Raw genomic sequence first — 20,843 nt, 5'->3', positions numbered from 1 at the left:
TGCTTACGCATCACGACCCTCCTGCCACGGAACGACCGTGGCCGCTGAGTCCAAAGGAGGTGGGTTCCACATGCGTCACTACGAGGTGATGGTCATCCTCGACCCCGATCTCGAGGAGCGCGCTGTCTCCCCGCTGATCGAGAACTTCCTCTCCGTCGTCCGTGAGGGCAACGGAAAGGTCGAGAAGGTCGACACCTGGGGCCGTCGTCGTCTGTCGTACGAGATCAAGAAGAAGCCCGAGGGCATCTACTCGGTCATCGACCTGCAGGCCACGCCTGCGGTCGTCAAGGAGCTCGACCGCCAGATGAACCTGAACGAGTCGGTCCTCCGGACCAAGGTCCTCCGTCCCGAGACCCACTGAACCCCAGCGGTTCAGAGGTAATCGGGCTGCATCGCAACGAGTAGCAAGCAGCCAGCAGCACACCCGCCGAGAGGTTCATCCATGGCAGGCGAGACCGTCATCACGGTCGTCGGCAATCTCGTCGACGACCCCGAGCTGCGCTTCACCCCGTCCGGTGCGGCGGTCGCGAAGTTCCGCGTCGCGTCCACTCCCCGCACCTTCGACCGCCAGACCAACGAGTGGAAGGACGGCGAGAGCCTCTTCCTCACGTGCTCGGTGTGGCGGCAGGCGGCGGAGAACGTCGCCGAGTCGCTCCAGCGAGGCATGCGCGTCATCGTGCAGGGCCGGCTGAAGCAGCGGTCCTACGAGGACCGCGAGGGCGTCAAGCGCACGGTCTACGAGCTCGACGTCGAAGAGGTCGGCGCCAGCCTGAAGAACGCCACGGCGAAGGTCACCAAGACCTCGGGTCGCGGTGGCCAGGGTGGTGGCTTTGGTGGCGGCGGTGGCGGCCAGCAGGGCGGCGGCTGGGGCAATGGCCCCGGCGGCGGCCAGCAGGGTGGCGGCGGGGCTCCCGCCGACGACCCGTGGGCGACCAGCGCTCCGTCCGGCGGCCAGCAGGGCGGCGGCGGAGGCGGCTGGGGCGGCGGCTCCGGCAACTCCGGCGGCGGCTACTCGGACGAGCCGCCCTTCTAGGCCCTTCGTGGGCCCGGGTCCTCGCGGACCCGAGGGCGAAGCACCACAACTTCTTGATCACACAGGAGAGAGACAATGGCGAAGCCGCCTCCGCGCAAGCCTAAGAAGAAGGTCTGCGCGTTCTGCAAGGACAAGACCGCTTACGTGGACTACAAGGACACGAACATGCTGCGGAAGTTCATTTCCGACCGCGGCAAGATCCGTGCCCGTCGCGTGACCGGCAACTGCACCCAGCACCAGCGCGACGTCGCCACGGCCGTGAAGAACAGCCGTGAGATGGCGCTGCTGCCCTACACGTCGTCCGCGCGATAAGGGAAGGGTGACCGAAAAATGAAGATCATCCTCACCCACGAGGTCTCCGGCCTCGGCACCGCCGGCGACGTCGTGGACGTCAAGGACGGCTACGCCCGCAACTACCTGGTCCCGCGCGGTTTCGCGATCCGCTGGACCAAGGGTGGCGAGCAGGACGTGGCGCAGATCCGTCGCGGTCGCAAGATCCGCGAGATCGCCACGATCGAGCAGGCCAACGAGGTCAAGGGCCAGCTCGAGGGCACCAAGGTGCGCCTGGCGACCCGTGCCGGCGACGCCGGCCGCCTGTTCGGCTCCGTGACCCCGGCCGACATCGCCGCGGCGATCGAGGCTTCCGGTGGTCCGAAGGTCGACAAGCGCCGTGTCGAGGTGGGCTCGCCCATCAAGACGCTGGGCTCGCACCAGATCTCCGTGCGTCTGCACGCCGATGTCGTTGCCAAGCTCGGCATCGAGGTCGTCGCTGCCTGATCGCCCAGCGATCGGTAGCGTGAGAAGGGCCGCACCCCTCGGGGTGCGGCCCTTCCGCCGTTCCGGGCCGGTGCTGGAGGGTGCTCTCAGGCCCGTACGGCCCCGGTGACGATCCAGCGGCCGGAGCGGGCACGGAGCCACAGGCTGAGCATGCGCACGGTCATCATCAGCGTCATCGCCCACCACAGGCTCGTGAGGCCGCCCCCGAGGGTGGGCACGAGCAGCGCGACGGGTGCGAAGACGGCGAGGACGACCAGCATCGCCCAGGCGAGATACGGCCCGTCCCCGGCGCCCATCAGCACGCCGTCCAGGATGAAGACGACGCCCGAGACGGGCTGGCTCAGGGCCACGATCAGGAGCGTGGGCAGCAGGGCGTCCCGTACGGCGGTGTCGGAGGTGAACAGCGGGATGAAGAGCGGCCGCGCGGCCACCACCAGCACCCCCAGCACCACCCCTGACACGATCCCCCACTGCACCATGCGGCGGCAGGCCGCGCGCGCCCCGGCGGCGTCCCCGGCGCCGAGATAGCGCCCGATGATCGCCTGGCCGGCGATGGCGATGGCGTCCAGGGCGAAGGCGAGCAGGCTCCACAGGGTCAGCACGATCTGGTGGGCGGCTATGTCCGTGTCACCGAGCCGGGCCGCGACCGCCGTGGCGATCATGAGGACGGCGCGCAGTGAGAGCGTGCGCACCAGCAGGGGCACCCCGGCCTGGGCGCAGGCGCGGATGCCCGCGGCGTCGGGCCGGAGCGAGGCGCCGTGCCGTCGCGCGCCCCGGACGACGACGGTGAGATAGGCGGCGGCCATGCCGCACTGGGCGATGACCGTGCCCCAGGCGGAGCCCGCGATGCCGAGCCCCGCGCCGTAGACGAGGCCCAGGTTGAGGGCGGCGTTGGCGGCGAAGCCGCCGATGGCGACGTACAGCGGTGTGCGGGTGTCCTGGAGGCCGCGCAGCACGCCCGTGGCGGCGAGCACGATGAGCATCGCGGGTATCCCGAGCGCGCTGATCCGCAGATACGTGGTCGCGTACGGGGCGGCGGTCGGCGAGGCGCCGAAGAGCTCGACGACCGGCCGCGCGGCGGGGAGGGCGACGGCTATGACGGCGACGCCGATGAGGAGGGCGAGCCAGATGCCGTCCATGCCCTGGCGGATCGCGGCCTGGAGGTCGCCGGCGCCGACGCGGCGGGCGACGGCGGCGGTGGTGGCGTAGGCGAGGAAGACGAAGACGCTGACGGCGGTGGTGAGCAGGGCCGCGGCGACCCCGAGCCCGGCGAGCTGGGAGGTGCCGAGGTGGCCCACGATGGCGCTGTCGGCCATGAGGAAGAGGGGTTCCGCGACGAGTGCGCCGAAGGCGGGGACGGCCAGCGAGAGGATCTCGCGGTCGTGTCTGCGGGCGCTGTGCGTTCCTCGCGCGGTGGCCTTGGTCATGCGCTCAACCTAATCTTCCACAGGTAATCAGTGCAAGCGTCTTGTGACCCTTACATTCGGTGGGTAGCGGCGATCTTCTCTGCGTCGTTTGTCGCGATCTTGCGCCGAGCGGGAAAGTTTTTCTCCTCAACAGCCGGTGGATGGTGAAACCGCAGGTCAGATGGGTGAGTGGGGCGTGATTGTGTGTTTGTCCACAGCGCTTTCCCCCGTCCCGTACACAGGATCCACGGGGTTCTCCACAGGATGGGGCCCATCATCCACATGCCCTGTGGATAACCAGATTGGCTGACGGTGCCCGCGGGCCTACCGTGGACCGGCGCCCGCCGCCTGTTCCGGCCTCGAAGACCTTACGAGATCGCCACGAACTCGACGCACGCCAACCGGAGTCGGGCGGGCTATTTGTCAGAGCCGTGCCGTAAGAAAGAACAGCACGGCGAGGTCCGCACCGCGGACGGGAGGAGGTGGCGGGGTGAGCATCCCCGAGCCCATGGACGACCCCTGGGCGGACGCCGGCCCCGGCGACCGGCTCCCCGTCTCCCGCCCCCGCCGAGGCGACGGCCAGACCCGCGGCGAGCGGCACGACCGCGGTGGCGACGACGGCGGCTCCTGGGACCGCGGCTCTTCCTCCCCGGGGGCGCAGGGCTTCGAGCGCGTCCCCCCGCAGGATCTCGACGCGGAGCAGTCCGTCCTCGGCGGCATGCTGCTCTCCAAGGACGCCATCGCCGACGTGGTCGAGGTGCTCAAGGGCATCGACTTCTACCGCCCGGCGCACGAGACGATCTTCCAGGCCGTTCTCGACCTCTACGCCAAGGGCGAGCCGGCCGACCCCATCACCGTGGCCGCGGAGCTCACCAAGCGCGGCGAGATCACCCGCGTCGGCGGCGCCGCGTATCTCCACACGCTGGTGCAGTCGGTCCCCACCGCGGCGAACGCGGAGTACTACGCGGAGATCGTCCACGAGCGCGCGGTGCTGCGCCGGCTGGTCGAGGCGGGCACGCGCATCACGCAGATGGGATACGCGGCCGACGGCGACGTCGACGACATCGTCAACAACGCCCAGGCCGAGATCTACGCCGTCACCGAGCAGCGCACCAGCGAGGACTACCTCCCGCTCGGCGACATCATGGAGGGCGCGCTCGACGAGATCGAGGCCATCGGCTCGCGCAGCGGCCAGATGTCCGGGGTGCCCACGGGCTTCACCGACCTCGACGCGCTGACCAACGGCCTGCACCCCGGCCAGATGATCGTCATCGCCGCCCGTCCCGCCATGGGTAAGTCGACCCTCGCGCTGGACTTCGCCCGCGCCTGCTCGATCAAGCACAACATGCCGAGCGTGATCTTCTCGCTCGAAATGGGGCGCAACGAGATCGCGATGCGCCTGCTGTCCGCCGAGGCGCGGGTGGCGCTGCACCACATGCGCTCCGGTTCCATGACCGACGAGGACTGGACGCGCCTCGCCCGCCGGATGCCCGACGTCTCGGCCGCGCCGCTCTACATCGACGACTCGCCGAACCTGTCGATGATGGAGATCCGCGCCAAGTGCCGCCGCCTCAAGCAGCGCGCGGACATCAAGCTCGTGATCATCGACTATCTCCAGCTGATGCAGTCCGGTGGCGCCAAGCGCGCCGAGAGCCGCCAGCAGGAGGTCTCGGACATGTCCCGAAACCTCAAGCTGCTGGCCAAGGAGCTCGAACTGCCGGTCATCGCGCTGTCCCAGCTGAACCGTGGCCCCGAGCAGCGCACGGACAAGAAGCCGATGGTCTCCGACCTCCGTGAGTCCGGCTCCATCGAGCAGGACGCCGACATGGTCATCCTGCTCCACCGTGAGGACGCCTACGAGAAGGAGTCGCCCCGCGCGGGCGAGGCGGACATCATCGTCGGCAAGCACCGAAACGGCCCGACGGCCACGATCACGGTGGCCTTCCAGGGCCACTACTCGCGCTTTGTCGACATGGCCCAGACGTAGGACCAGGAGTAAGCCCCCTGCCGCTCGCCGGGGTGGGGAAACCCCGAACCCGCCCTCGCCGTCCCGGATCTGCACATCCAGGTGCGGGTTACCCCTGGCGGACTCACTCCGGTGCGATCCACGGGAGTTCGGCGGCGAGGTCCTGGCGGAGGCGGCGCAGGGGGCGGGCGCCGGTCAGGGAGCGGGCGGGGGTTCCGGCGTGGAAGAGGAGGAGGGTCGGCATGGAGAGGACGCCGTACGCCGCCTGTGTCCGCGGGTTGGTGTCCACGTCGAGCTGAACGACCTTGATGCGGCCCGCCTCCTGCCGGGCCAGCTCGGCCAGTACGGGCGCGATCATGCGGCAGGGCGCGCACCAGGCCGCGGTGAAGTCGACGAGTACGGGCAGCTCCGAGGCGAGGACCTCGGTGGCGAAAGTGTCGTCGGTGACGGAGGGGACCGCCGTCGTGGAGGCGTGACCCGTGGTGGTCGTCATGGCGTGCTGAGCTCCTCTTCGGGACCGGGCGGGTTGAGGGCGCAGAGCGGGGGCGGCCCGCCGGGGACCTCCGCGGCGGCCTTGAGCGCGGCGGTCTCCCGTTCGGCCCGGGCGAGTTGGGCGCCGACCTCCTCCCGTACCCGCCGGAGGTGGCCGATGCAGTCGTCGAGCTCCGCCAGCTTGCGGCGGTAGACCTCCAGCGAGGCCGGGCAGGAGTCGCCCGCCGGGTGGCCCGCGCGCAGACAGTCCACGAACGGCCGGGTCTCCTCCAGCCCGAACCCGAAGTCCTGGAGGACGCGGATCTGCCGGAGGAGGCGCAGGTCGTCCTCGTCGTACGTGCGATAGCCGTTGCCGGCGCGCCGGGCCGGCAGGAGGCCGAGCGACTCGTAGTGCCGGAGGGTGCGAGTGGTGGTGCCCGCCTGCTGGGCCAGTTCCCCGATGCGCATGAGCACGACCGTAGACCTTGACGTGGACGTCAACGCCAGGGCCGGGGCGCGGCGCGGTTGGCTAGGGTGCGGACATGACCGCATCGTACGAAGTATCCATGAATGGTCCCCAGTTCACCGAGTTGCTGCCTGGTACCCGGCGGGCTCTCCTGCACCGTCTCGCCACCGCGCAGTCCGAGGGCCGCACGCCCTCCTTGGTGGGTGCGGTGATGCGGGAGGGCCGGATGGTGTGGTCAGCCGGCCGGGGAGAGGTCGCCGGGCGGGTGCCGGGGGCCGATACGCAGTACCGCATCGGATCGATCACCAAGTGCCTGGTCGCGGTCCTGGTCATGCGGCTCCACGAGGAGGGGCGCGTCGATCTGGACGCCCCGCTCGCCACCTATCTCGACACCCCGGAGGCCGGTGAGGCCACCGTGGCCCAACTGCTGGCCCATACCTCCGGGCTGGCCTCCGAGGCGCGCGGCCCGTGGTGGGAGCGCACGGACGGCGCGCTGCGCCCCGAGCTCGCGGACATCTTCGGCGAGCGCCCCCAGCGGCACCCGGCCGGCCGGACGTACCACTACTCCAACCCCGGTTACGCGCTGCTCGGCGCCCTCGTGGAGCAGCTGCGGGAAGAGCCCTGGGGAGAGGTGCTGCGCCGGGAGGTGCTGGTGCCGCTCGGCATGGACCGTACGACGCTGCTGCCCGAGGCGCCGCACGCGGAGGGCTGGGCCGTGCACCCGTGGGCGGACGCGCTTCTTCCGGAACCGGCGGTGGACACCGGGCGGATGGCGCCCGCCGGGCAGGTCTGGTCCACGGCGGCGGACCTGTGCCGGTTCGCCGCGTTCCTGCTGGACGGCGACGAGCGCGTGCTCGGCCGAGAGGCGGTCGCGAGGATGCGGGTGCCGGAGTCGGGCCCGCAGGATCCGGGCTGGCAGCTCGGTTACGGCCTCGGCCTGCAGCTGAGCCGCCGGAACGGCCGCACGCTGATCGGCCACACAGGGTCGATGCCGGGCTTCGTGGCGATCCTGTGGGCGAGTCCGGAAGAGGCGCTGGCCGGGGTCGTCCTGACGAACCGGACCTCCTGCCCGGGGGCGGACGTGGCGGCCGCGGAGCTGGTGGAGACGGTCGCCCGCCACGAGCCGCGGATCCCCGAGACCTGGCGCCCGCTCGGTGAGGTGGACAGCGAGCTGCTGGAGCTGACCGGGCCCTGGTACTGGGGCGCCGCGCCGTTCGCCCTGCGCCTGTGCGCGGGACGGGGCCTGGAGCTGACCCCGCTCTCCGGCACCGGCCGCGGCTCGCGCTTCCGCGCGGAGGGCGACGGCACCTGGACCGGCCTCGACGCGTACTACGCGGGGGAGACGCTCACCGTCGTGCGGACCGCGGAGGGCGCGGTGAGCCATCTCGACGTGGGCACCTTCGTGCTCACCCGCGAACCGTACGAGCAGGGCGACGCGGTGCCCGGCGGGGTCGAGAAGGCGGGCTGGCGCTGAACGGGCCCGGCGGGGTCCGGTGCGGTTCGGCAGCGGTCACAGGGGCGCGGGGAGCCGCGTGACCAGCCACGACGCACCCTCGCGGAGGGGCGTACCGGACTTTTGGCGGAGCGTTCGGGCAGGGGCGGCGCGGACGTAGGGTCGGGGAGAGACTGGCGGGCGCCCGTACGCGGCGCGATACCACCCTGGAAGGCCACCGTGACTGCGAACACCGCACCGGTCCTGCTCGACCTCGCGCCGCTCGACGCGGCGCACTTCGCGCGCATCGAGGACAAGGTCGCCGCGCTGATGCGCACGCGCGAGAGCGTCGTCGCGATGCAGGGCGAGGCCCTGCTGCCCCTGGAGGCGTGCATCCGCTCCGCCGTGCGCCCCGGCAGCACCGCGCTGAACATCATCACGGGCCCGTACGGGGAGACGTTCGGCGGCTGGCTGCGCTCCTGCGGCGCCGAAGTGGTCACGGTGGCGGCGCCGTTCAGCGGCGCGGCCGGCGCGGAGCAGGTGGCCGAGGCCCTGCGCGCGCACCCGGAGATCGACTTCGTGAGCCTGGTGCACGCCGAGGCGGCGACCGGCAACACCAATCCGGTCGCGGCGATCGGGGCCGTCGTGCGGGAGCACGGCGCCCTGCTGATGCTGGACGCGGTGGCGTCCGTGGCCGCCGAGCCGCTCCTCACGGACGAGTGGGGCGTCGACCTGTGCGTCATCGGCGGACAGAAGGCGATGGCCGGTCCGGCGGGTGTGTCGGCCGTGTCGGTGAGCGCCCGCGCGTGGGAGCGGATCGCGGCCAACGAGCAGGCCCCGCGTGGCTCGTACCTCTCGCTCCTGGACTGGAAGGAGCGCTGGATCGACGGGGGGCGCAAGGTGCTGCCGCACGCCCCCGCCCAGCTGGAGATGCTCGCCCTCGAGCAGGCGGTGGACCGGATCGACGCGGCCGGTCTGGACGCCGTGATCCTCCGTCACCGGGCGGCCGCCGCGGCCACCCGCGCGGGCGCGCGGGTGCTGGGCGCCCTCTCCCCGTACGTCACGCGGGACGTGGACGCCGCGCCCGCGGCGACCACCTTGCGCGCCCCCGACGGCGTCGACGCCCGGGAGATCGTCGTGGCCGCCCTGGCCGCCGACCGCACCGTGCCCGTGCAGGCGGCCGGCGGGGCGCTGGCCAAGGAGATGATCCGCGTGAATCACTACGGGCTCGCCGCGGACCGCGCCGTCGTCCTGGACTCCCTCTCGGCGCTCGGCGCCGCGCTGGAGTCGCTGGGCGTCGAGGCCGGCAGGACGGACGAGGCCCGGGATGCCGCGGCCGTGGCCTGGGACGCCGTGACCGGAGCCTGACGCCCCCGTAGCTTCCCTCTCAAGGCAGCGTGAGCCGCTGTCGGTGCGTTATGCGCCGACAGCGGCTTTTTCGCGTCTTTTGCCCTGTTGTGTTCGCCTGCGGTACCTCGTTCATCTGCCCGGATAGAATCGGAACGCCCAGCCCGTTTCGATCGATCGCCCTCCGGAGGTTCCCCGCATGGTGCGCCGCAGTGACGCGACGGCGTCGACAGCAGCTTCTGCGGCCCTCCGTGCGGACGCCCGGCGCAACAGGGCGCTCATCCTCGACGCGGCCCGATCGGCCTTCGAGGAACGGGGGTTGGCGGTGCCGCTGGGGGAGATCGCGCGCCGCGCGGGCGTCGGCACGGGCACGGTCCACCGCCATTTCCCTTCCAAGGAAGCACTGTTCAGGGCCACGGTCGCGGACCGGATAAGGCTTTTCACGGACACCGCGCGGGAGTTGGCGGACGCGGCGGAGCCCGGGACGGTGTTCTTCCGCTACCTGGCGGCGGTGGTGCGGCTCTCGGTGCGGAACAGAGCGCTCCTGGACGCGCTGGACGCGAGCGCCGAGGGTCTCTTCGAGCCGACCCCGGGGGTCGAGAAGGGCTTCCAGGAGGCCCTGGAGGTGCTGCTGACGCGTGCTCAAAAGGCGGGCGCCGTACGGAAGGACGTCGAGACCGAGGACGTCGTCACGCTGCTCTTCGGCTGCCTGTCCATGGAACGGCGGCGGGGCGCGACGGGAGCGTCCGGGCGGATGACGGCGCTGATGTGCGACAGCCTCCGGCCGAGTCGTCATGTGACGAAACTGCCCGCTGTGTCGGTTGAGCGTGACGAAACGGCCTGCGCGGAGTGCGGGCGGCCGGTGGCGATGGCGCGCACGGGCCGGCGGGCGCGGTACTGCGGCGGGGCGTGCCGGCAGCGGGCGCACCGGTCGCGTCAGCGGTAGGGCGGACGCCGGGCCGTACGCGGCGGGCGCGAAAACGCCGGGGCAGCCCAGGGCGCCCCGAAACGCCTGGGGCAAGCCGGAGGCGATGCTCGTCCCGAAACGCCTGAGGGCGGCCGGAGCGGTGCTCGCCCCGGCCGCCCTCATGAAGATCCGGCTACGCCAGCGACTCCACCGCCGCCACCAGTGGCGCCAGTTCCGGCCGCTTCGCTGCCTCGTCCAGCGCCTCCCGCAGCGCCGTGTCGTTCGTGGGCCGGGCCTTGGCGAGGAGTGCCAGCCCTGCCTCCGTCACGTCCGTGTAGATGCCCCGGCGGTCGGTGAGGCAGAGGTAGCGCGTCAGCAGGCCGCGGTCCTCCAGGCGGTTGACCAGGCGGGTCGTCGCGCTCTGGCTGAGGACGACGGAGTCGGCGACCTGGTTCATGCGCAGGTGGCCGCCCTCGCCGCTGTGCTGGCGGCTGAGCACGTCGAGGACGCTGAACTCGCGCACGCTCAGGTCGTGTCCGGCCTGCAGGGCGCGCTCGATGTGGGCCTCGATCCGGCCGTGGAGCGCGGAGAGCGCACACCAGCCCTGTGCCAGTCCGAGCAGGGCGGGGTCCGGGGGGCAGGACATGGGCGGGTCCTCCTTCGGGTGCGGAGTCTTCATGGCGGGCGAGCGGGCGGGCGTGCAGGCGCGCGTACGAGGCGTACGCGCCGGGCGGCCGGGACCACGCGCGGGGCGCGCGGCCCGTGGGGCTTCTCCTGCTGCTGCCCGGGAGCTGCCCGCAGCCGCCCGTTCGCTGCCCGTACGGACAGGATAGCCCTCCACCGCAATAGCCCGCGCTTGCAACTAACCCGCGTCTGCAATTATTGTCGACGCTCGTAAGGCTCGCCTGCAATCACGCGGTCGCCCCCCATCCCCTTGCTGAAGGACCCCTGTCATGCCCCTTGCACTGCTGGCGCTCGCCATCGGCGCCTTCGGTATCGGCACCACCGAATTCGTGACCTCCGGGCTCCTCCCCGAGATCGCGGAGGAGTTCGGCGTCTCCATCCCCACCGCCGGTTACCTGACCACCGGCTACGCGCTCGGCGTGGTCGTGGGCGCCCCGATCCTCGCGATCATCGGCAGCCGCGTGCCCCGCAAGCGGATGCTGATGGCCCTGATGGGGCTGTTCGTCGCGGGCAACGCGCTCTCCGCCGTCTCCCCCGTCTTCGCCCTGATGCTGGCCGGGCGGATCGTCGCCTCGCTCGCGCACGGCGCGTTCTTCGGCATCGGCGCGATCGTCGCCGCCGGGCTCGTCGCCCCGCAGAAGAAGGCGGGCGCGATCGCGATGATGTTCACGGGTCTGACCGTGGCCAATGTGGTCGGTGTGCCGCTGGGGACCGTGGTCGGCCAGAACGCGGGCTGGCGCCTCACCTTCTTCCTCATCGCCGGGCTCGGCGTGCTCGCGGTCCTCGGCATCGCCGCGCTCGTGCCCCGGCTCCCCGAGGAGCCGCGTGCCGAACGGGCGCCGGTCAGCGGCGAACTCGCCGCCTTCCGCAACCCGCAGGTCCTGCTCGCCATGGGGATGACCGTGCTCGGCTTCGGCGGCGTCTTCACGATGAACACCTACCTCGCGCCGATGATGACCGACGTCACGGGCTTCGCGCCGTCCTCCGTGACCTGGCTGCTCGTGCTCTTCGGCGTCGGCATGGTCATCGGCAACCTCGTCGGCGGGCGGTACGCGGACCGGGCGCTCATGCCCCTGCTGTACGTCTCGCTGAGCGCGCTCGCGATCGTCCTCGCGCTGATGCCGTTCGCCGCCCACAGCAAGATCGCGGCTGCCGTCGCCGTCCCCCTGACCGGGGCCTTCGGCTTCGCGTCCGTACCTCCGCTGCAGAAGCGCGTCCTCGACCAGACCTCCGACGCGCCGACCCTGGCCTCCGCCGTGAACATCGGCGCCTTCAACCTCGGCAACGCCATCGCCGCCTGGCTCGGCGGGCTCGTCATCGCGGCCGGCTTCGAGTACGCGGCCCCCACCTGGGTCGGCGCCGCGATGGCCGCCTCCGCGCTCGCCCTCGCCGTGCTGTCCGCCGCCCTGGAGCGGCGCGCGGGCGGGGGCGGCGGCCGGATCGCGGCACGATCCGCCGCGGCCGTCACCCAGACCCCTCGGGCCACCGAGACACCGTACGCATCCCGCTAGGAGCATCACCTCATGACCGACACCACTGTCACCACTGCCGCCACCGTCCGTCCGCTCACCACGGACGAAGCGGACGCCCTCGTCACCGCCGCCCGCCGGGCCGCCGACGAGCAGGGCGTACGGATCGCCGTGACCGTCCTCGACGCGGGCGGCCACTTGCTGGCCTTCCGCCGTGACGACCGGGCCGTGCTGATCGCGGGGGAGACGAGCACGCGCAAGGCGTTCACCGCGGCGCAGCTGGACGCGCCCACCGCCGACCTGGTCGACGCGGTGCAGCCGGGCGGCCTCTTCCACACGCTGCCGACCGCTCTGGACCGGCCGCTGCTCTTCATCGCGGGCGGGGTTCCCCTGCGGCGCGACGGCCGGCTGATCGGCGCGATCGGCGTGGGCGGCGGCGCGCCGGAGCAGGACCACGGCATCGCGACCGGCGCGGTCGCGGCGGTGCTGGGCGGCTGACCGCCCGCCGGGGCCCCGCACAGGGGCTCCGGCACCTCCGCGCGCACGTGAGATGCGGTGCGCAGCGTGCCGAAGACGCGGTCGGCCGAGCCCACCGCGCGCGCCCACGTGAGATGGCCCTCCACAAAGGTTGCGCGATCACGCAACCTTTTCCCTTGTCGCGGCCCTCCTTGAGTGAAGGAGAAGTGCGCATTCCCCGTCGCGCGGGCGGGGACGTCAGAGCCGAGGGAGACAGGATGAGCGCTGGTGGAAGGGCCACGGCCCGCACGGCGCGCAGCCGGAACGCGGAGTTGCTGCTGCTCGGCGGAGCGGTGCTGCTGACGCTTTTCGGCTATGCCTCGGTGGGGCTGGCCACGGCCGGTGAGCTGCCGGGCGAGCTGTTCGGCTACGCCCTCGGTCTGGTGGCCGCCGCCGCGCTGGCGCATGTCGCGGTGCGGCGCTTCGCACCGCACGCCGACCCGCTGATCCTGCCGCTCGCCTTCGCGCTGAGCGGCCTGGGCCTGGTGCTGATCCACCGGCTCGACATCTCGTACGCCATTCGCTACCACTCCCCGCCGGCCGCCTCGAACCAGGTGATGTGGAGCGCCATCGGGCTGGCCGTCCTGCTGGCCGTGCTGGTCTTCCTGAAGGATCACCGCCACCTTCAGCGGTACGCGTACGTCACCGTCTTCGCGGCCCTGGTGCTGCTGATGGCACCGGCCTTCTTCCCCGGCGACTCCTACGGCGCGAAGCGGTGGATCCGGCTCGGGGCGCTGTCCTTCCAGCCCGGTGAGTTCGTCAGGATCGCCATCGCGGTGTTCTTCGCGGGCTACCTGACCATGCACAAGGACGCGCTGGCGCTGGCCAGCAGGCGGGTGCTGGGCTTCTATCTGCCGCGCGGGCGGCAGTTCGGGCCGATCGCCGCGGTGTGGGTGCTGAGCCTGCTCGTGCTGATCTTCGAGCGGGACCTCGGCACGTCGCTGATCTTCTTCGGGCTGTTCGTCATCATGCTCTACGCCGCGACCGAGCGGCCGAGCTGGGTGGTGTCCGGCCTGGGCATGTTCGCCGTCGGGGCGTTCGTCGTGGGTTCCATGGAGCCGCATGTGCACGGCCGTATCGTCGCCTGGCTGCACCCCATGGACTACTACCTTCCGCACCCGCCGGCCGGTCTGACCTCCCCGCAGGCGGCGGAGGCGCTGTTCAGCTTCGGCAGCGGCGGCGTCCTCGGCACCGGTCTCGGACGCGGCCATTCCGATCTCATCGGCTTCGCCGGGCGCAGCGACTTCATCCTCACCACGGTCGGCGAGGAGCTCGGGCTCGCGGGCATGATGGCCGTGTTCCTGCTGTACGCGCTGCTGATCGAGCGCGGTCTGCGGACGGCGCTGGACGCCCGGGACTCCTTCGGCAAGCTCCTGGCGACCGGCCTCGCGGGCGCGCTGGCCCTCCAGGTCTTCGTGGTCGCGGGAGGCGTCACCGGACTGCTGCCGCTGACCGGCAAGGCCCTGCCGTTCCTCGCCGCGGGCGGTTCCTCCCAGGTGGCGAACTGGGTGCTGATCGCGGTGCTCCTGAAGATCAGCGACTCGGCGCGCAAGCCGCCGCCCGAGCCCGCCGGCGATCTCGACGAGCAGGCGACCCAGATGATCAGGCGCTGAGTTCCGCGGCGGTGCGCCTACTCTCGGGGACTGTGACCAGACTGCACGTTTTCGATATGGACGGGACCCTGATACGCGGGTCCGCGGCGGCCGTCGAGATATCCCGGCAACTCGGCCTGGACCGCGAGATCGCCGAGCTGGAGCGGGCGTTCATCGCCCGGGAGCTGACCTCGCACCGCTTCGCCGCCCTGGCGTGCGAGCTGTGGAGCGGGCTCACCGAGGAACACGTCGCCGCCGCCTTCGAGGGCGCGCCCTGGATGGAGGGCATCCAGGAGGTGTGGGCGGACATCCGCGCCCGCGGCGAGCGCTGCGCGGTGATCTCGCTGTCCCCGAACTTCTTCGTGGAGCGCCTGCTGACCTGGGGCGCGGACGCCGCCCACGGCTCCGGCTGGCCGGCCGTCCCCTTCCGCGACCCCGTCGACCCGACGGCGATCCTCGACGCGGCCGCCAAGGTGCGGATCACGGACGAACTCTGCGCGCGGTACGGACTGGGCCGGGCGGACTGCGTGGCGTACGGCGACTCGATGTCGGACACGGAACTCTTCGCGGCCGTACGGGTGTCGGTGGCGGTCAACGCCGATCACCATGTGCGGGACGTGGCGGCGCACGCGTACGCGGGCACGGACCTCAGGGCGGCCTACGAGCTGGTGCGCTGACCTGCCCGCCGGTGCTCATCTGCCGGTCGGCAGGACGGGGCCGACCTGGTGCGGAAGCGGGTCAGCCTAGCCTCAACATCCATGTGATTACCCGGAGTTCTCACTATTTCCCCGGAGCCCCACAGGAAAGTGACATGCTGCGCGGACGGCACCTTCCGGCCCGCCCGGAAGGGGGAGGACCGACCGAGACATGTTCGAGGCGAGACGATGAGGGACGCTGCGACCACCAGGACGGGTGACGGCGGCAGCGACGCCGGCCGGGGTGACCGGGGCTGGTTCACCCGCCCCGCCACTCCGGGGCAGCGGGCGGGCGGCAGCCCTCCGGCCGAACGGCCCGCAGGCCCGGCCGACGAGCCGCCGGACGGCACGCCGGAGCCCCGCGCCGCGCGCGCCGCGAAGTGGGTGCCCGTGCGGGCGGTGGTCCCCGACCGCCCCGCGGACCGCCCACCGGCGGACCCCGTACGCCGCCACTACGCGAACCCACCGGACGGCCACTCCGTGCGGCCGGAGCAGCGGCCGGAGCAGCGGCCGGAGCAGCGGCCGGAGGCGCGGCAGCGGGAACACCCGGCCGCGCCGCCCGAACACCCACCGGGCCTTCCGCACCGAGCGGACGAGCCGCTTCCGCACCAACTGATCCCCGGGCCACCGTGGTTCGCGCCCGGAGCCCAGGCCGAGCACCAGCGCCCGGCCGACGGCCCGCCGGACCGCCCCACCCGCCCCGCGCCGCCGCCCGCGGCCGGACGACCGCCCTCTCCCGACGCCCTGGCGATACGACGGACGCTGGCCGGGATCGAGCCCGTCGCCGACAAGGCGACCTCGTACTTCTACGCGCTGCTGTTCGTGCGCCACCCCGATCTGAGGGCCCTCTTCCCCGCCGCGATGGACCTCCAGCGCGACCGGCTGTTCAAGGCGCTGCTGACCGCCGCACGCCACGCCGACGACGGACCCACGCTCTCCTCCTACCTCTCCGCACTCGGGCGCGGCCACCGCAAGTACGGGGCGCTGCCCACGCATTACCCCGCCGTCGGCGAGTGCCTGATCGCCGCGCTCGCCCGCTACGCCGGGGACTCCTGGGACGAGACGGCCGAGGCCGCCTGGGTGCGGGTCTACACCGCGGTCTCACAGATCATGATCGACGCGGCCGCCGAGGACGAGGCGCGCGCCCCCGCCTGGTGGCAGGCCGAGATCATCGGCCATGAGCTGCGCACGCCGGACGTCGCCGTCGTGACCGTACGGCCCGATCAGCCCTATCCCTTCGTCGCCGGGCAGTACACCAGCCTGGAGACCCCATGGTGGCCGCGCGTATGGCGGCACTATTCCTTCTCCTCCGCGCCCCGCCAGGACGGGCTGCTCTCCTTTCACGTCAAGGCCGTTCCCGCCGGGTGGGTGTCCGGTGCGCTCGTCCATCGCGCCCGCCCGGGCGACGTCCTGCGACTCGGTCCTCCCACCGGTTCCATGATTGTGGACCACACCACTGACAACGGCCTGTTGTGCCTGGGCGGCGGCACCGGCATCGCGCCCATCAAGGCGCTGGTCGAGGACGTCGCCGAGCACGGCAGGCGCCGTCCCGTCGAGGTCTTCTACGGCGCCCGCCACGACGACGACCTCTACGACATCGAGACCATGCTGCGGTTGCAGCGCTCGCACCCCTGGCTGTCGGTCCGCCCGGTCGTCGCCGAGGGCCCCACGCGCCGGCTGGTCGGGCAACTGCCGCACATCGTGCGGGAGTACGGCCCGTGGAACGCCTACGACGCGTATCTCTCCGGTCCTCCGGGGATGATCCGCAGCGGCGTGGACGCCCTCAGGCGCATCGGCGTTCCCTCGGACCGCATCAGACACGACGCGCTCGACGATCCGGGCATGCTGCCGGGCTGAGGCGTCAGCCGAGGTCTTCCGCCAGGAGCGCCCGTACTCCCTCGATGTTCGCGTCGAGGTAGGCGCGCAAGGACGGCGGCACCAGCTCGACGGAGGCGATCCCCGCGCGGCTGAAGGGGATGCGCACCACCTCGTACGTCCCGCGGGGCTCGTCCACCTCGGGGCCGTGGCGCAGCGAGTAGTCCATGGAGGCGAGGCGGCAGACGAAGAAGTGCTGCACTTTGACGCCGTGGGCGGAGTGCGCGACGGTGTCGACGAAGGCCGGGACGATGTCGACGACCTTGGCGCCGAGTTCCTCGTCGACCTCGCGGTGGAGGGCGGCCACGACGCTGGAGTCCTCGGGCTCCATGCCGCCGCCGGGCGTGATCCAGTACGGCGCCTCGCCGGGCTTGGTCCGCTTGATGAGGATCATCTCGAGATCGGAGTCGCCGGTGGACCCCGGTGCGGTGCTGTCGAGCAGGATGGCACGGGCGGTGCGCTTGACCACGGGACGTTCGGTCATAGGGGACATCTGCCGCGTGACCGCCCTGGTGAAACCCTTCCGTGCGGGGCTTTCTCACCAGGAGACCGCAGCGCGCAGCAGCCACTCGTGTGCGCGGGCGAGGTGCGGGTGGGCCAGGCTGCCGGTGCGGACGACCAGGAAATAGGTGCGCAGCGGCGGGACCGGCGGGTCGAGCAGGGCCACGATCTCCCCGGTGTCGAGCGCGTCGGAGCACAGATAGCGCGGCAGCACGCCGAGCCCGGCTCCGGCGGCCACGCAGGTGAGGACGGCGCGCAGGTCGGGGGCGATGACGCTGCCGTCGGTGACGGGCTTGGTGTCGAAGACGGCCGTCCAGTAGCGGGTGACGAGCGGCAGGCTCTCGTGGACCTCGACGACGGGCAGGTGTTCCAGTGCCGGGGCGCCCTTGTCGCGGAGGACGGCCGCGCCGCCGAGGCGGGCCGCCCAGCGCGGGGCGGCGACCAGCACGTGTTCCTCGTCGCAGAGCGGGGTGGCGGTGAGCAGGCGCCCACGGGGGCGCGAAGTGGTGATCGCGAGCTCGTGGTGGCCCGCCGCGAGCCCCTCGAAGAGCTCCTCGGCGGTCCCGTGCGCGGCGCGGACCGCCAGGCCCTCGGTGATGAGCGGGGTGAGCGCGGGCAGGGCGCGCAGGGCGAGGAATTCGGGCGGGCCGGCGAGGTGCAGCGTGGTGGAGGCGGACGGATCGTCCAGCCCGCCCGCCTCGGCGATCTCCAGGAGCGCGTCGACGTGCGGCGCGACCTTGTGCGCGAGCTCGTCACCGATGCCGGTGGGGGTGACGCCGCGCGCCTGCCGGAGGAAGAGGGGGCGCCCCAGCTGCTTCTCCAGCGCGCGTATCTGGCTGGTGACGGCCGGCTGGGAGAGCCCGAGGAGCGCGGCGGCCCGTGTGAAGGACCCGGCCCGGTGCACGGTGACGAAAGTGCGTAACAGGGTCAGATCCATGCTGTCTCCCCTGGGCCGGACACCCCTCGGTACGGGAACTATAAATAAGTCGATAGGGCTGTGTCTCCCGCGTGATTGGACACTGACGCAGAGTCAACTAGCCTTGGTCGGGCGGCCCGCCGTGTCTTCTCCGGCCGGCCGTGACGGCTCAAGCCAAGAGGGGGGAGGCTTGAGCCGTCTTTCTGCGCGGGGTCAACGCGCCTTCCTCCCGGCCCGGTTCAGGAGCCCGGAGACGCCTTCTCCGCAGGGGATCCGCTCGCGGCGGCCCGGTCCAGTGCGGTCAGCACGTCGTCGACGAGGTCCTCGGTGTCCTCCACCCCTGCGGAGAAGCGGATGAAGCCCTCCGGTACCGCGTCACCGCCCCAGCGGCCGCGGCGCTCGGCCGTGGAGCGGACGCCGCCGAAGCTCGTGGCTTCGTCGACAAGTCGCAAGGCGGCGAGGAAACGTTCCGCGTGTGGGCGGTCCGGGAGGGCGAAGGAGACGACGCAGCCGTAGCGTCCGCCGTGCATCTGGCGCGCGGCGAGCTCGTGCGCGGGGTCCGTCGGCAGGCCGGGGTGGCGGAGGCCGGTCACCTCGGGGCGCTCGCGCAGGGCCTCGGCCAGGGCGAGCGCGCTCGCGGCCTGCCGGTCGACCCGCAACTGGAGGGTGGCCAGCGAACGGTGCGCCAGCCAAGCCTCCATGGGCCCGGGGATCGCCCCGGTGACCTTGCGCCACGCCCGTACGCCCGCCGCGAGCGCGGGGTCGGGCGTGGCGACGTAGCCCAGCAGGATGTCGCCGTGTCCGGTGAGCGCCTTGGTGCCGCTGGCGACGGAGAAGTCGGCGCCCAGTTCCAGCGGGCGCTGGGCGAGCGGGGTGGCGAGGGTGTTGTCGACGGCGACGAGCGCGCCCTCGCGGTGCGCGGCCTCGGCGAGGCGGCGGATGTCGCACACGTCGAGTCCCGGGTTGGACGGCGTCTCGATCCACAGCAGCCGCGCTCCCTCCAGCGCTGCCAGTTGGGCGTCGCCGCCGGTCGGCGCGGTCCGTACGGTGACGCCGAAGCCCTCCAGCCGCTCCCGCAGCGCGGGCAGCAGCTGATAGCCGTCGCCCGGGAGCACGGCGGTGTCGCCGGGGCGCAGCAGGGACAGGAGTACGGCCGAGATCGCGGCCATGCCGGAGGGGAAGACCACGGCCTCGGCCCCGCCGCCGGGGGCCTCCAGCAGGCCGATGGCGTCCTCCAGCGCGGTCCAGGTGGGGTTGGCCTCGCGGCCGTAGGTGTATGGGCCGCCGACCTCGCCCGGCAGGTGGAAGTGGGCGGCGAAGGCGGGCCCGGGGAGGGCCGGTTCGTTCGGCCGCGGCTCCGGGAGACCTGCCCGTACGACGCGGGTGCCGTCGCCTGTCATGTGTGCTCCCTCGGGTGGTGCCTCGCTCGTTCCGTCGGAGGCCGGGCGCCCGCGGCGCCCCGGCCCTCAGTCCTGCTCGTCCGGCAGGATCATGTGCATCGCCCATGCCACGACCGAGATGATCACGCCGCCGACCAGGGCACTCCAGAAGCCCGCCACATGGAAGGCCAGCCCGAGCTTGCCCGCGAGCCAGGACGTCAGCAGCAGCATCAACGCGTTGATCACCAGCGTGATGAGCCCGAGGGTCAGGATGAAGAGCGGGAAGGACAGCAGCTTCACGACCGGCTTGACGATGAAGTTGACCACGCCGAAGACGAGCGCGACGAGAATGAGCGTGAGCACCTTGCGCACGGTGTTCTCACCGGACAGCGTGATGCCCTTGAGCAGCCAGATGGCGACCGCCAGGGCCGCCGCGTTGGCGATCGTCTTGACTACGAAATTCTTCATGGTGAGATCGTTGCAGACGGGATCGGCTGCCGAGGTCCCGTGCTGCGACGCACAGCGAAGCGACAGCAAGAGACGGGCAACGAGGTGGTCGAGAGATGAAGGCGTTCCGGCTGGACGAGCTCGAGGCGGAGCGGGCCGCCAACGAGGGGGCCTATCTGCAGTTCCTGCGCGAGCGGAACATGTCCGTCGGTCTCTACGCGCTGGACGCGGGGGACACCGACCCGCAGACCCCGCACGCGCAGGACGAGGTCTACATGGTCATGAGCGGGCGTGGGGCGATCACGGTGGGGAACGAGACGACCGATGTGGCGCGGGGGAGCGTGGTCTATGTGCCCGCCGGCGTGCCGCACCGGTTCCACCACATCAGCGAGGACCTGAGGGTTCTGGTGGTCTTCTCTCCGCCTGAGAGCTGAGGGGGCACCCCGGGATCCCGTAGGGGGCCGCTCAGGGACGGACGGGGGCCGCGGGGCCCCCGCGGCCCCACCGGGCCGTCCTAGCATCGAGAGCGAGGCCGGGGCAGTTCCGCTCCGGCTCCACCGAAGAGCTCCACGAAGCGGAAAGCAGGGACGACGACATGGGTGAGAAGGGGATTTTCGCAGGACTCCCGTGGTGGGTGAAGTGGATCGCCGTGCCGGTCCTCGTCCTGATGGTGTTCGGCGGCCTGATCATGACCGCGCTCGGTTTCGTCATCGCGCTGCTCTTCAAGGCGCTGCTGCTGGTGGCGCTCGTCGGTGGCCTGATCTTCGTCGTCAGGAAGTTCACGTCGTCCTCGTCGTCCAGGGGCGACTGGTAAACGCGTCCCATCGGTGTGCGGGAGACAGGAGTACGTCACCCGCACCGCCCCTCGGCAACGCCTTCCGACTGTCGCCCACGGTCGGTGTTGACGATTGAGGCGATTTCTCCGCCGTGAAACGCCCGGAACGACTCCGCCCCGTAGTCGAGT

General features: G+C 71.9%; 23 protein-coding genes. 15 read left to right on the top strand and 8 right to left on the bottom strand.

Going from position 1 to position 20,843, the window contains the following annotated elements:
• Window positions 1-70 precede the first annotated feature (70 nt).
• From rpsF to rplI, 4 genes are all read left to right on the top strand, one after another.
• Complete coding sequence (gene rpsF, locus ACZ4A5_RS04310; RefSeq protein WP_058045341.1) at window positions 71-361, top strand: 30S ribosomal protein S6; 291 nt, start codon at window positions 71-73, stop codon at window positions 359-361.
• Window positions 362-442: 81 nt separating this feature from the next.
• A complete protein-coding gene (locus tag ACZ4A5_RS04305) occupies window positions 443-1,033 on the top strand; it encodes a single-stranded DNA-binding protein (protein ID WP_398869691.1) in 591 nt (196 codons plus the stop codon).
• Between the two features lie 75 nt (window positions 1,034-1,108).
• Entirely contained in the window at window positions 1,109-1,345 is a 237-nt protein-coding gene (rpsR, locus tag ACZ4A5_RS04300) for a 30S ribosomal protein S18 (protein ID WP_004950692.1), read from the top strand.
• Window positions 1,346-1,363: 18 nt separating this feature from the next.
• Window positions 1,364-1,810, top strand: coding sequence for a 50S ribosomal protein L9 (rplI, locus tag ACZ4A5_RS04295; protein ID WP_102918483.1), 447 nt, complete (start codon window positions 1,364-1,366; stop codon window positions 1,808-1,810).
• A gap of 86 nt (window positions 1,811-1,896) precedes the next feature.
• On the opposite strand, the gene ACZ4A5_RS04290 is transcribed toward rplI, so the two are convergent.
• Window positions 1,897-3,237, bottom strand: coding sequence for an MATE family efflux transporter (locus ACZ4A5_RS04290; protein WP_467578282.1), 1,341 nt, complete (start codon window positions 3,235-3,237; stop codon window positions 1,897-1,899).
• A gap of 469 nt (window positions 3,238-3,706) precedes the next feature.
• On the opposite strand from ACZ4A5_RS04290, the gene dnaB reads away from it, so the two are divergent.
• Complete coding sequence (dnaB, locus tag ACZ4A5_RS04285; protein WP_467578280.1) at window positions 3,707-5,203, top strand: replicative DNA helicase; 1,497 nt, start codon at window positions 3,707-3,709, stop codon at window positions 5,201-5,203.
• A 103-nt stretch (window positions 5,204-5,306) separates the two neighbouring features.
• On the opposite strand, the gene trxA is transcribed toward dnaB, so the two are convergent.
• Both trxA and ACZ4A5_RS04275 read right to left on the bottom strand, forming a co-directional pair.
• Complete coding sequence (trxA, locus tag ACZ4A5_RS04280; protein WP_467578278.1) at window positions 5,307-5,675, bottom strand: thioredoxin; 369 nt, start codon at window positions 5,673-5,675, stop codon at window positions 5,307-5,309.
• Window positions 5,672-6,121: a MerR family transcriptional regulator gene (locus tag ACZ4A5_RS04275; protein ID WP_467578276.1), complete on the bottom strand. Its 450-nt coding sequence runs from the start codon at window positions 6,119-6,121 to the stop codon at window positions 5,672-5,674. Before ACZ4A5_RS04275 ends, trxA begins: the two co-directional genes overlap by 4 nt.
• A gap of 98 nt (window positions 6,122-6,219) precedes the next feature.
• Between ACZ4A5_RS04275 and ACZ4A5_RS04270 the strand changes: the two genes are divergently transcribed.
• From ACZ4A5_RS04270 to ACZ4A5_RS04260, 3 genes are all read left to right on the top strand, one after another.
• Window positions 6,220-7,593, top strand: a complete 1,374-nt coding sequence (locus ACZ4A5_RS04270) for a serine hydrolase domain-containing protein (protein ID WP_467578274.1) — start codon at window positions 6,220-6,222, stop codon at window positions 7,591-7,593.
• A gap of 198 nt (window positions 7,594-7,791) precedes the next feature.
• Window positions 7,792-8,919, top strand: coding sequence for a pyridoxal-phosphate-dependent aminotransferase family protein (locus tag ACZ4A5_RS04265; protein WP_467578272.1), 1,128 nt, complete (start codon window positions 7,792-7,794; stop codon window positions 8,917-8,919).
• 178 nt (window positions 8,920-9,097) lie between these two features.
• Window positions 9,098-9,844: a TetR/AcrR family transcriptional regulator gene (locus ACZ4A5_RS04260; RefSeq protein ID WP_467578270.1), complete on the top strand. Its 747-nt coding sequence runs from the start codon at window positions 9,098-9,100 to the stop codon at window positions 9,842-9,844.
• Window positions 9,845-9,998: 154 nt separating this feature from the next.
• Here ACZ4A5_RS04260 and ACZ4A5_RS04255 read toward each other — a convergent pair whose 3' ends face one another.
• Window positions 9,999-10,451 carry a MarR family winged helix-turn-helix transcriptional regulator gene (locus tag ACZ4A5_RS04255; RefSeq protein WP_467578268.1) on the bottom strand — a complete coding sequence of 151 codons (453 nt, stop codon included), beginning with the start codon at window positions 10,449-10,451 and terminating at the stop codon, window positions 9,999-10,001.
• A 307-nt stretch (window positions 10,452-10,758) separates the two neighbouring features.
• On the opposite strand from ACZ4A5_RS04255, the gene ACZ4A5_RS04250 reads away from it, so the two are divergent.
• The 5 genes from ACZ4A5_RS04250 (at window position 10,759) to ACZ4A5_RS04230 (ending at window position 16,618) form a co-directional block, all read left to right on the top strand.
• Window positions 10,759-12,000, top strand: coding sequence for an MFS transporter (locus tag ACZ4A5_RS04250; protein ID WP_467578266.1), 1,242 nt, complete (start codon window positions 10,759-10,761; stop codon window positions 11,998-12,000).
• Window positions 12,001-12,012: 12 nt separating this feature from the next.
• On the top strand, window positions 12,013-12,456 hold the full coding sequence (locus ACZ4A5_RS04245) for a GlcG/HbpS family heme-binding protein (protein ID WP_467578263.1): 444 nt from the start codon (window positions 12,013-12,015) through the stop codon (window positions 12,454-12,456).
• A 236-nt stretch (window positions 12,457-12,692) separates the two neighbouring features.
• Window positions 12,693-14,087, top strand: coding sequence for an FtsW/RodA/SpoVE family cell cycle protein (locus ACZ4A5_RS04240; protein WP_467578261.1), 1,395 nt, complete (start codon window positions 12,693-12,695; stop codon window positions 14,085-14,087).
• A gap of 32 nt (window positions 14,088-14,119) precedes the next feature.
• Window positions 14,120-14,743, top strand: coding sequence for an HAD family hydrolase (locus tag ACZ4A5_RS04235; RefSeq protein WP_467578259.1), 624 nt, complete (start codon window positions 14,120-14,122; stop codon window positions 14,741-14,743).
• 207 nt (window positions 14,744-14,950) lie between these two features.
• A complete protein-coding gene (locus ACZ4A5_RS04230) occupies window positions 14,951-16,618 on the top strand; it encodes a globin domain-containing protein (protein WP_467578257.1) in 1,668 nt (555 codons plus the stop codon).
• 4 nt (window positions 16,619-16,622) lie between these two features.
• On the opposite strand, the gene ACZ4A5_RS04225 is transcribed toward ACZ4A5_RS04230, so the two are convergent.
• The 4 genes from ACZ4A5_RS04225 to ACZ4A5_RS04210 form a co-directional block, all read right to left on the bottom strand.
• Window positions 16,623-17,120, bottom strand: a complete 498-nt coding sequence (locus tag ACZ4A5_RS04225; RefSeq protein ID WP_467578255.1) for an NUDIX hydrolase — start codon at window positions 17,118-17,120, stop codon at window positions 16,623-16,625.
• Window positions 17,121-17,174: 54 nt separating this feature from the next.
• Window positions 17,175-18,074, bottom strand: coding sequence for a LysR family transcriptional regulator (locus ACZ4A5_RS04220; RefSeq protein WP_467578253.1), 900 nt, complete (start codon window positions 18,072-18,074; stop codon window positions 17,175-17,177).
• Window positions 18,075-18,292: 218 nt separating this feature from the next.
• Window positions 18,293-19,453: a cystathionine gamma-lyase gene (locus ACZ4A5_RS04215; RefSeq protein ID WP_467578251.1), complete on the bottom strand. Its 1,161-nt coding sequence runs from the start codon at window positions 19,451-19,453 to the stop codon at window positions 18,293-18,295.
• 66 nt (window positions 19,454-19,519) lie between these two features.
• A complete protein-coding gene (locus ACZ4A5_RS04210) occupies window positions 19,520-19,900 on the bottom strand; it encodes a phage holin family protein (RefSeq protein WP_398871071.1) in 381 nt (126 codons plus the stop codon).
• Window positions 19,901-19,995: 95 nt separating this feature from the next.
• Between ACZ4A5_RS04210 and ACZ4A5_RS04205 the strand changes: the two genes are divergently transcribed.
• Both ACZ4A5_RS04205 and ACZ4A5_RS04200 read left to right on the top strand, forming a co-directional pair.
• The gene (locus tag ACZ4A5_RS04205; RefSeq protein WP_361519351.1) at window positions 19,996-20,313 is read left to right on the top strand and encodes a cupin domain-containing protein; all 318 of its coding nucleotides are present in this window, start codon (window positions 19,996-19,998) and stop codon (window positions 20,311-20,313) included.
• A gap of 161 nt (window positions 20,314-20,474) precedes the next feature.
• Window positions 20,475-20,693 (top strand): DUF5326 family protein, encoded by a 219-nt coding sequence (locus ACZ4A5_RS04200; RefSeq protein ID WP_467578248.1) that lies wholly within the window; start codon window positions 20,475-20,477, stop codon window positions 20,691-20,693.
• Window positions 20,694-20,843: the final 150 nt, after the last annotated feature.

The organism is Streptomyces sp. NPDC025618 (genome assembly GCF_055558795.1).
The sequence above is the reverse complement of the archived record's forward strand: the minus strand, read 5'-3'. Positions and strand labels throughout refer to the sequence as shown.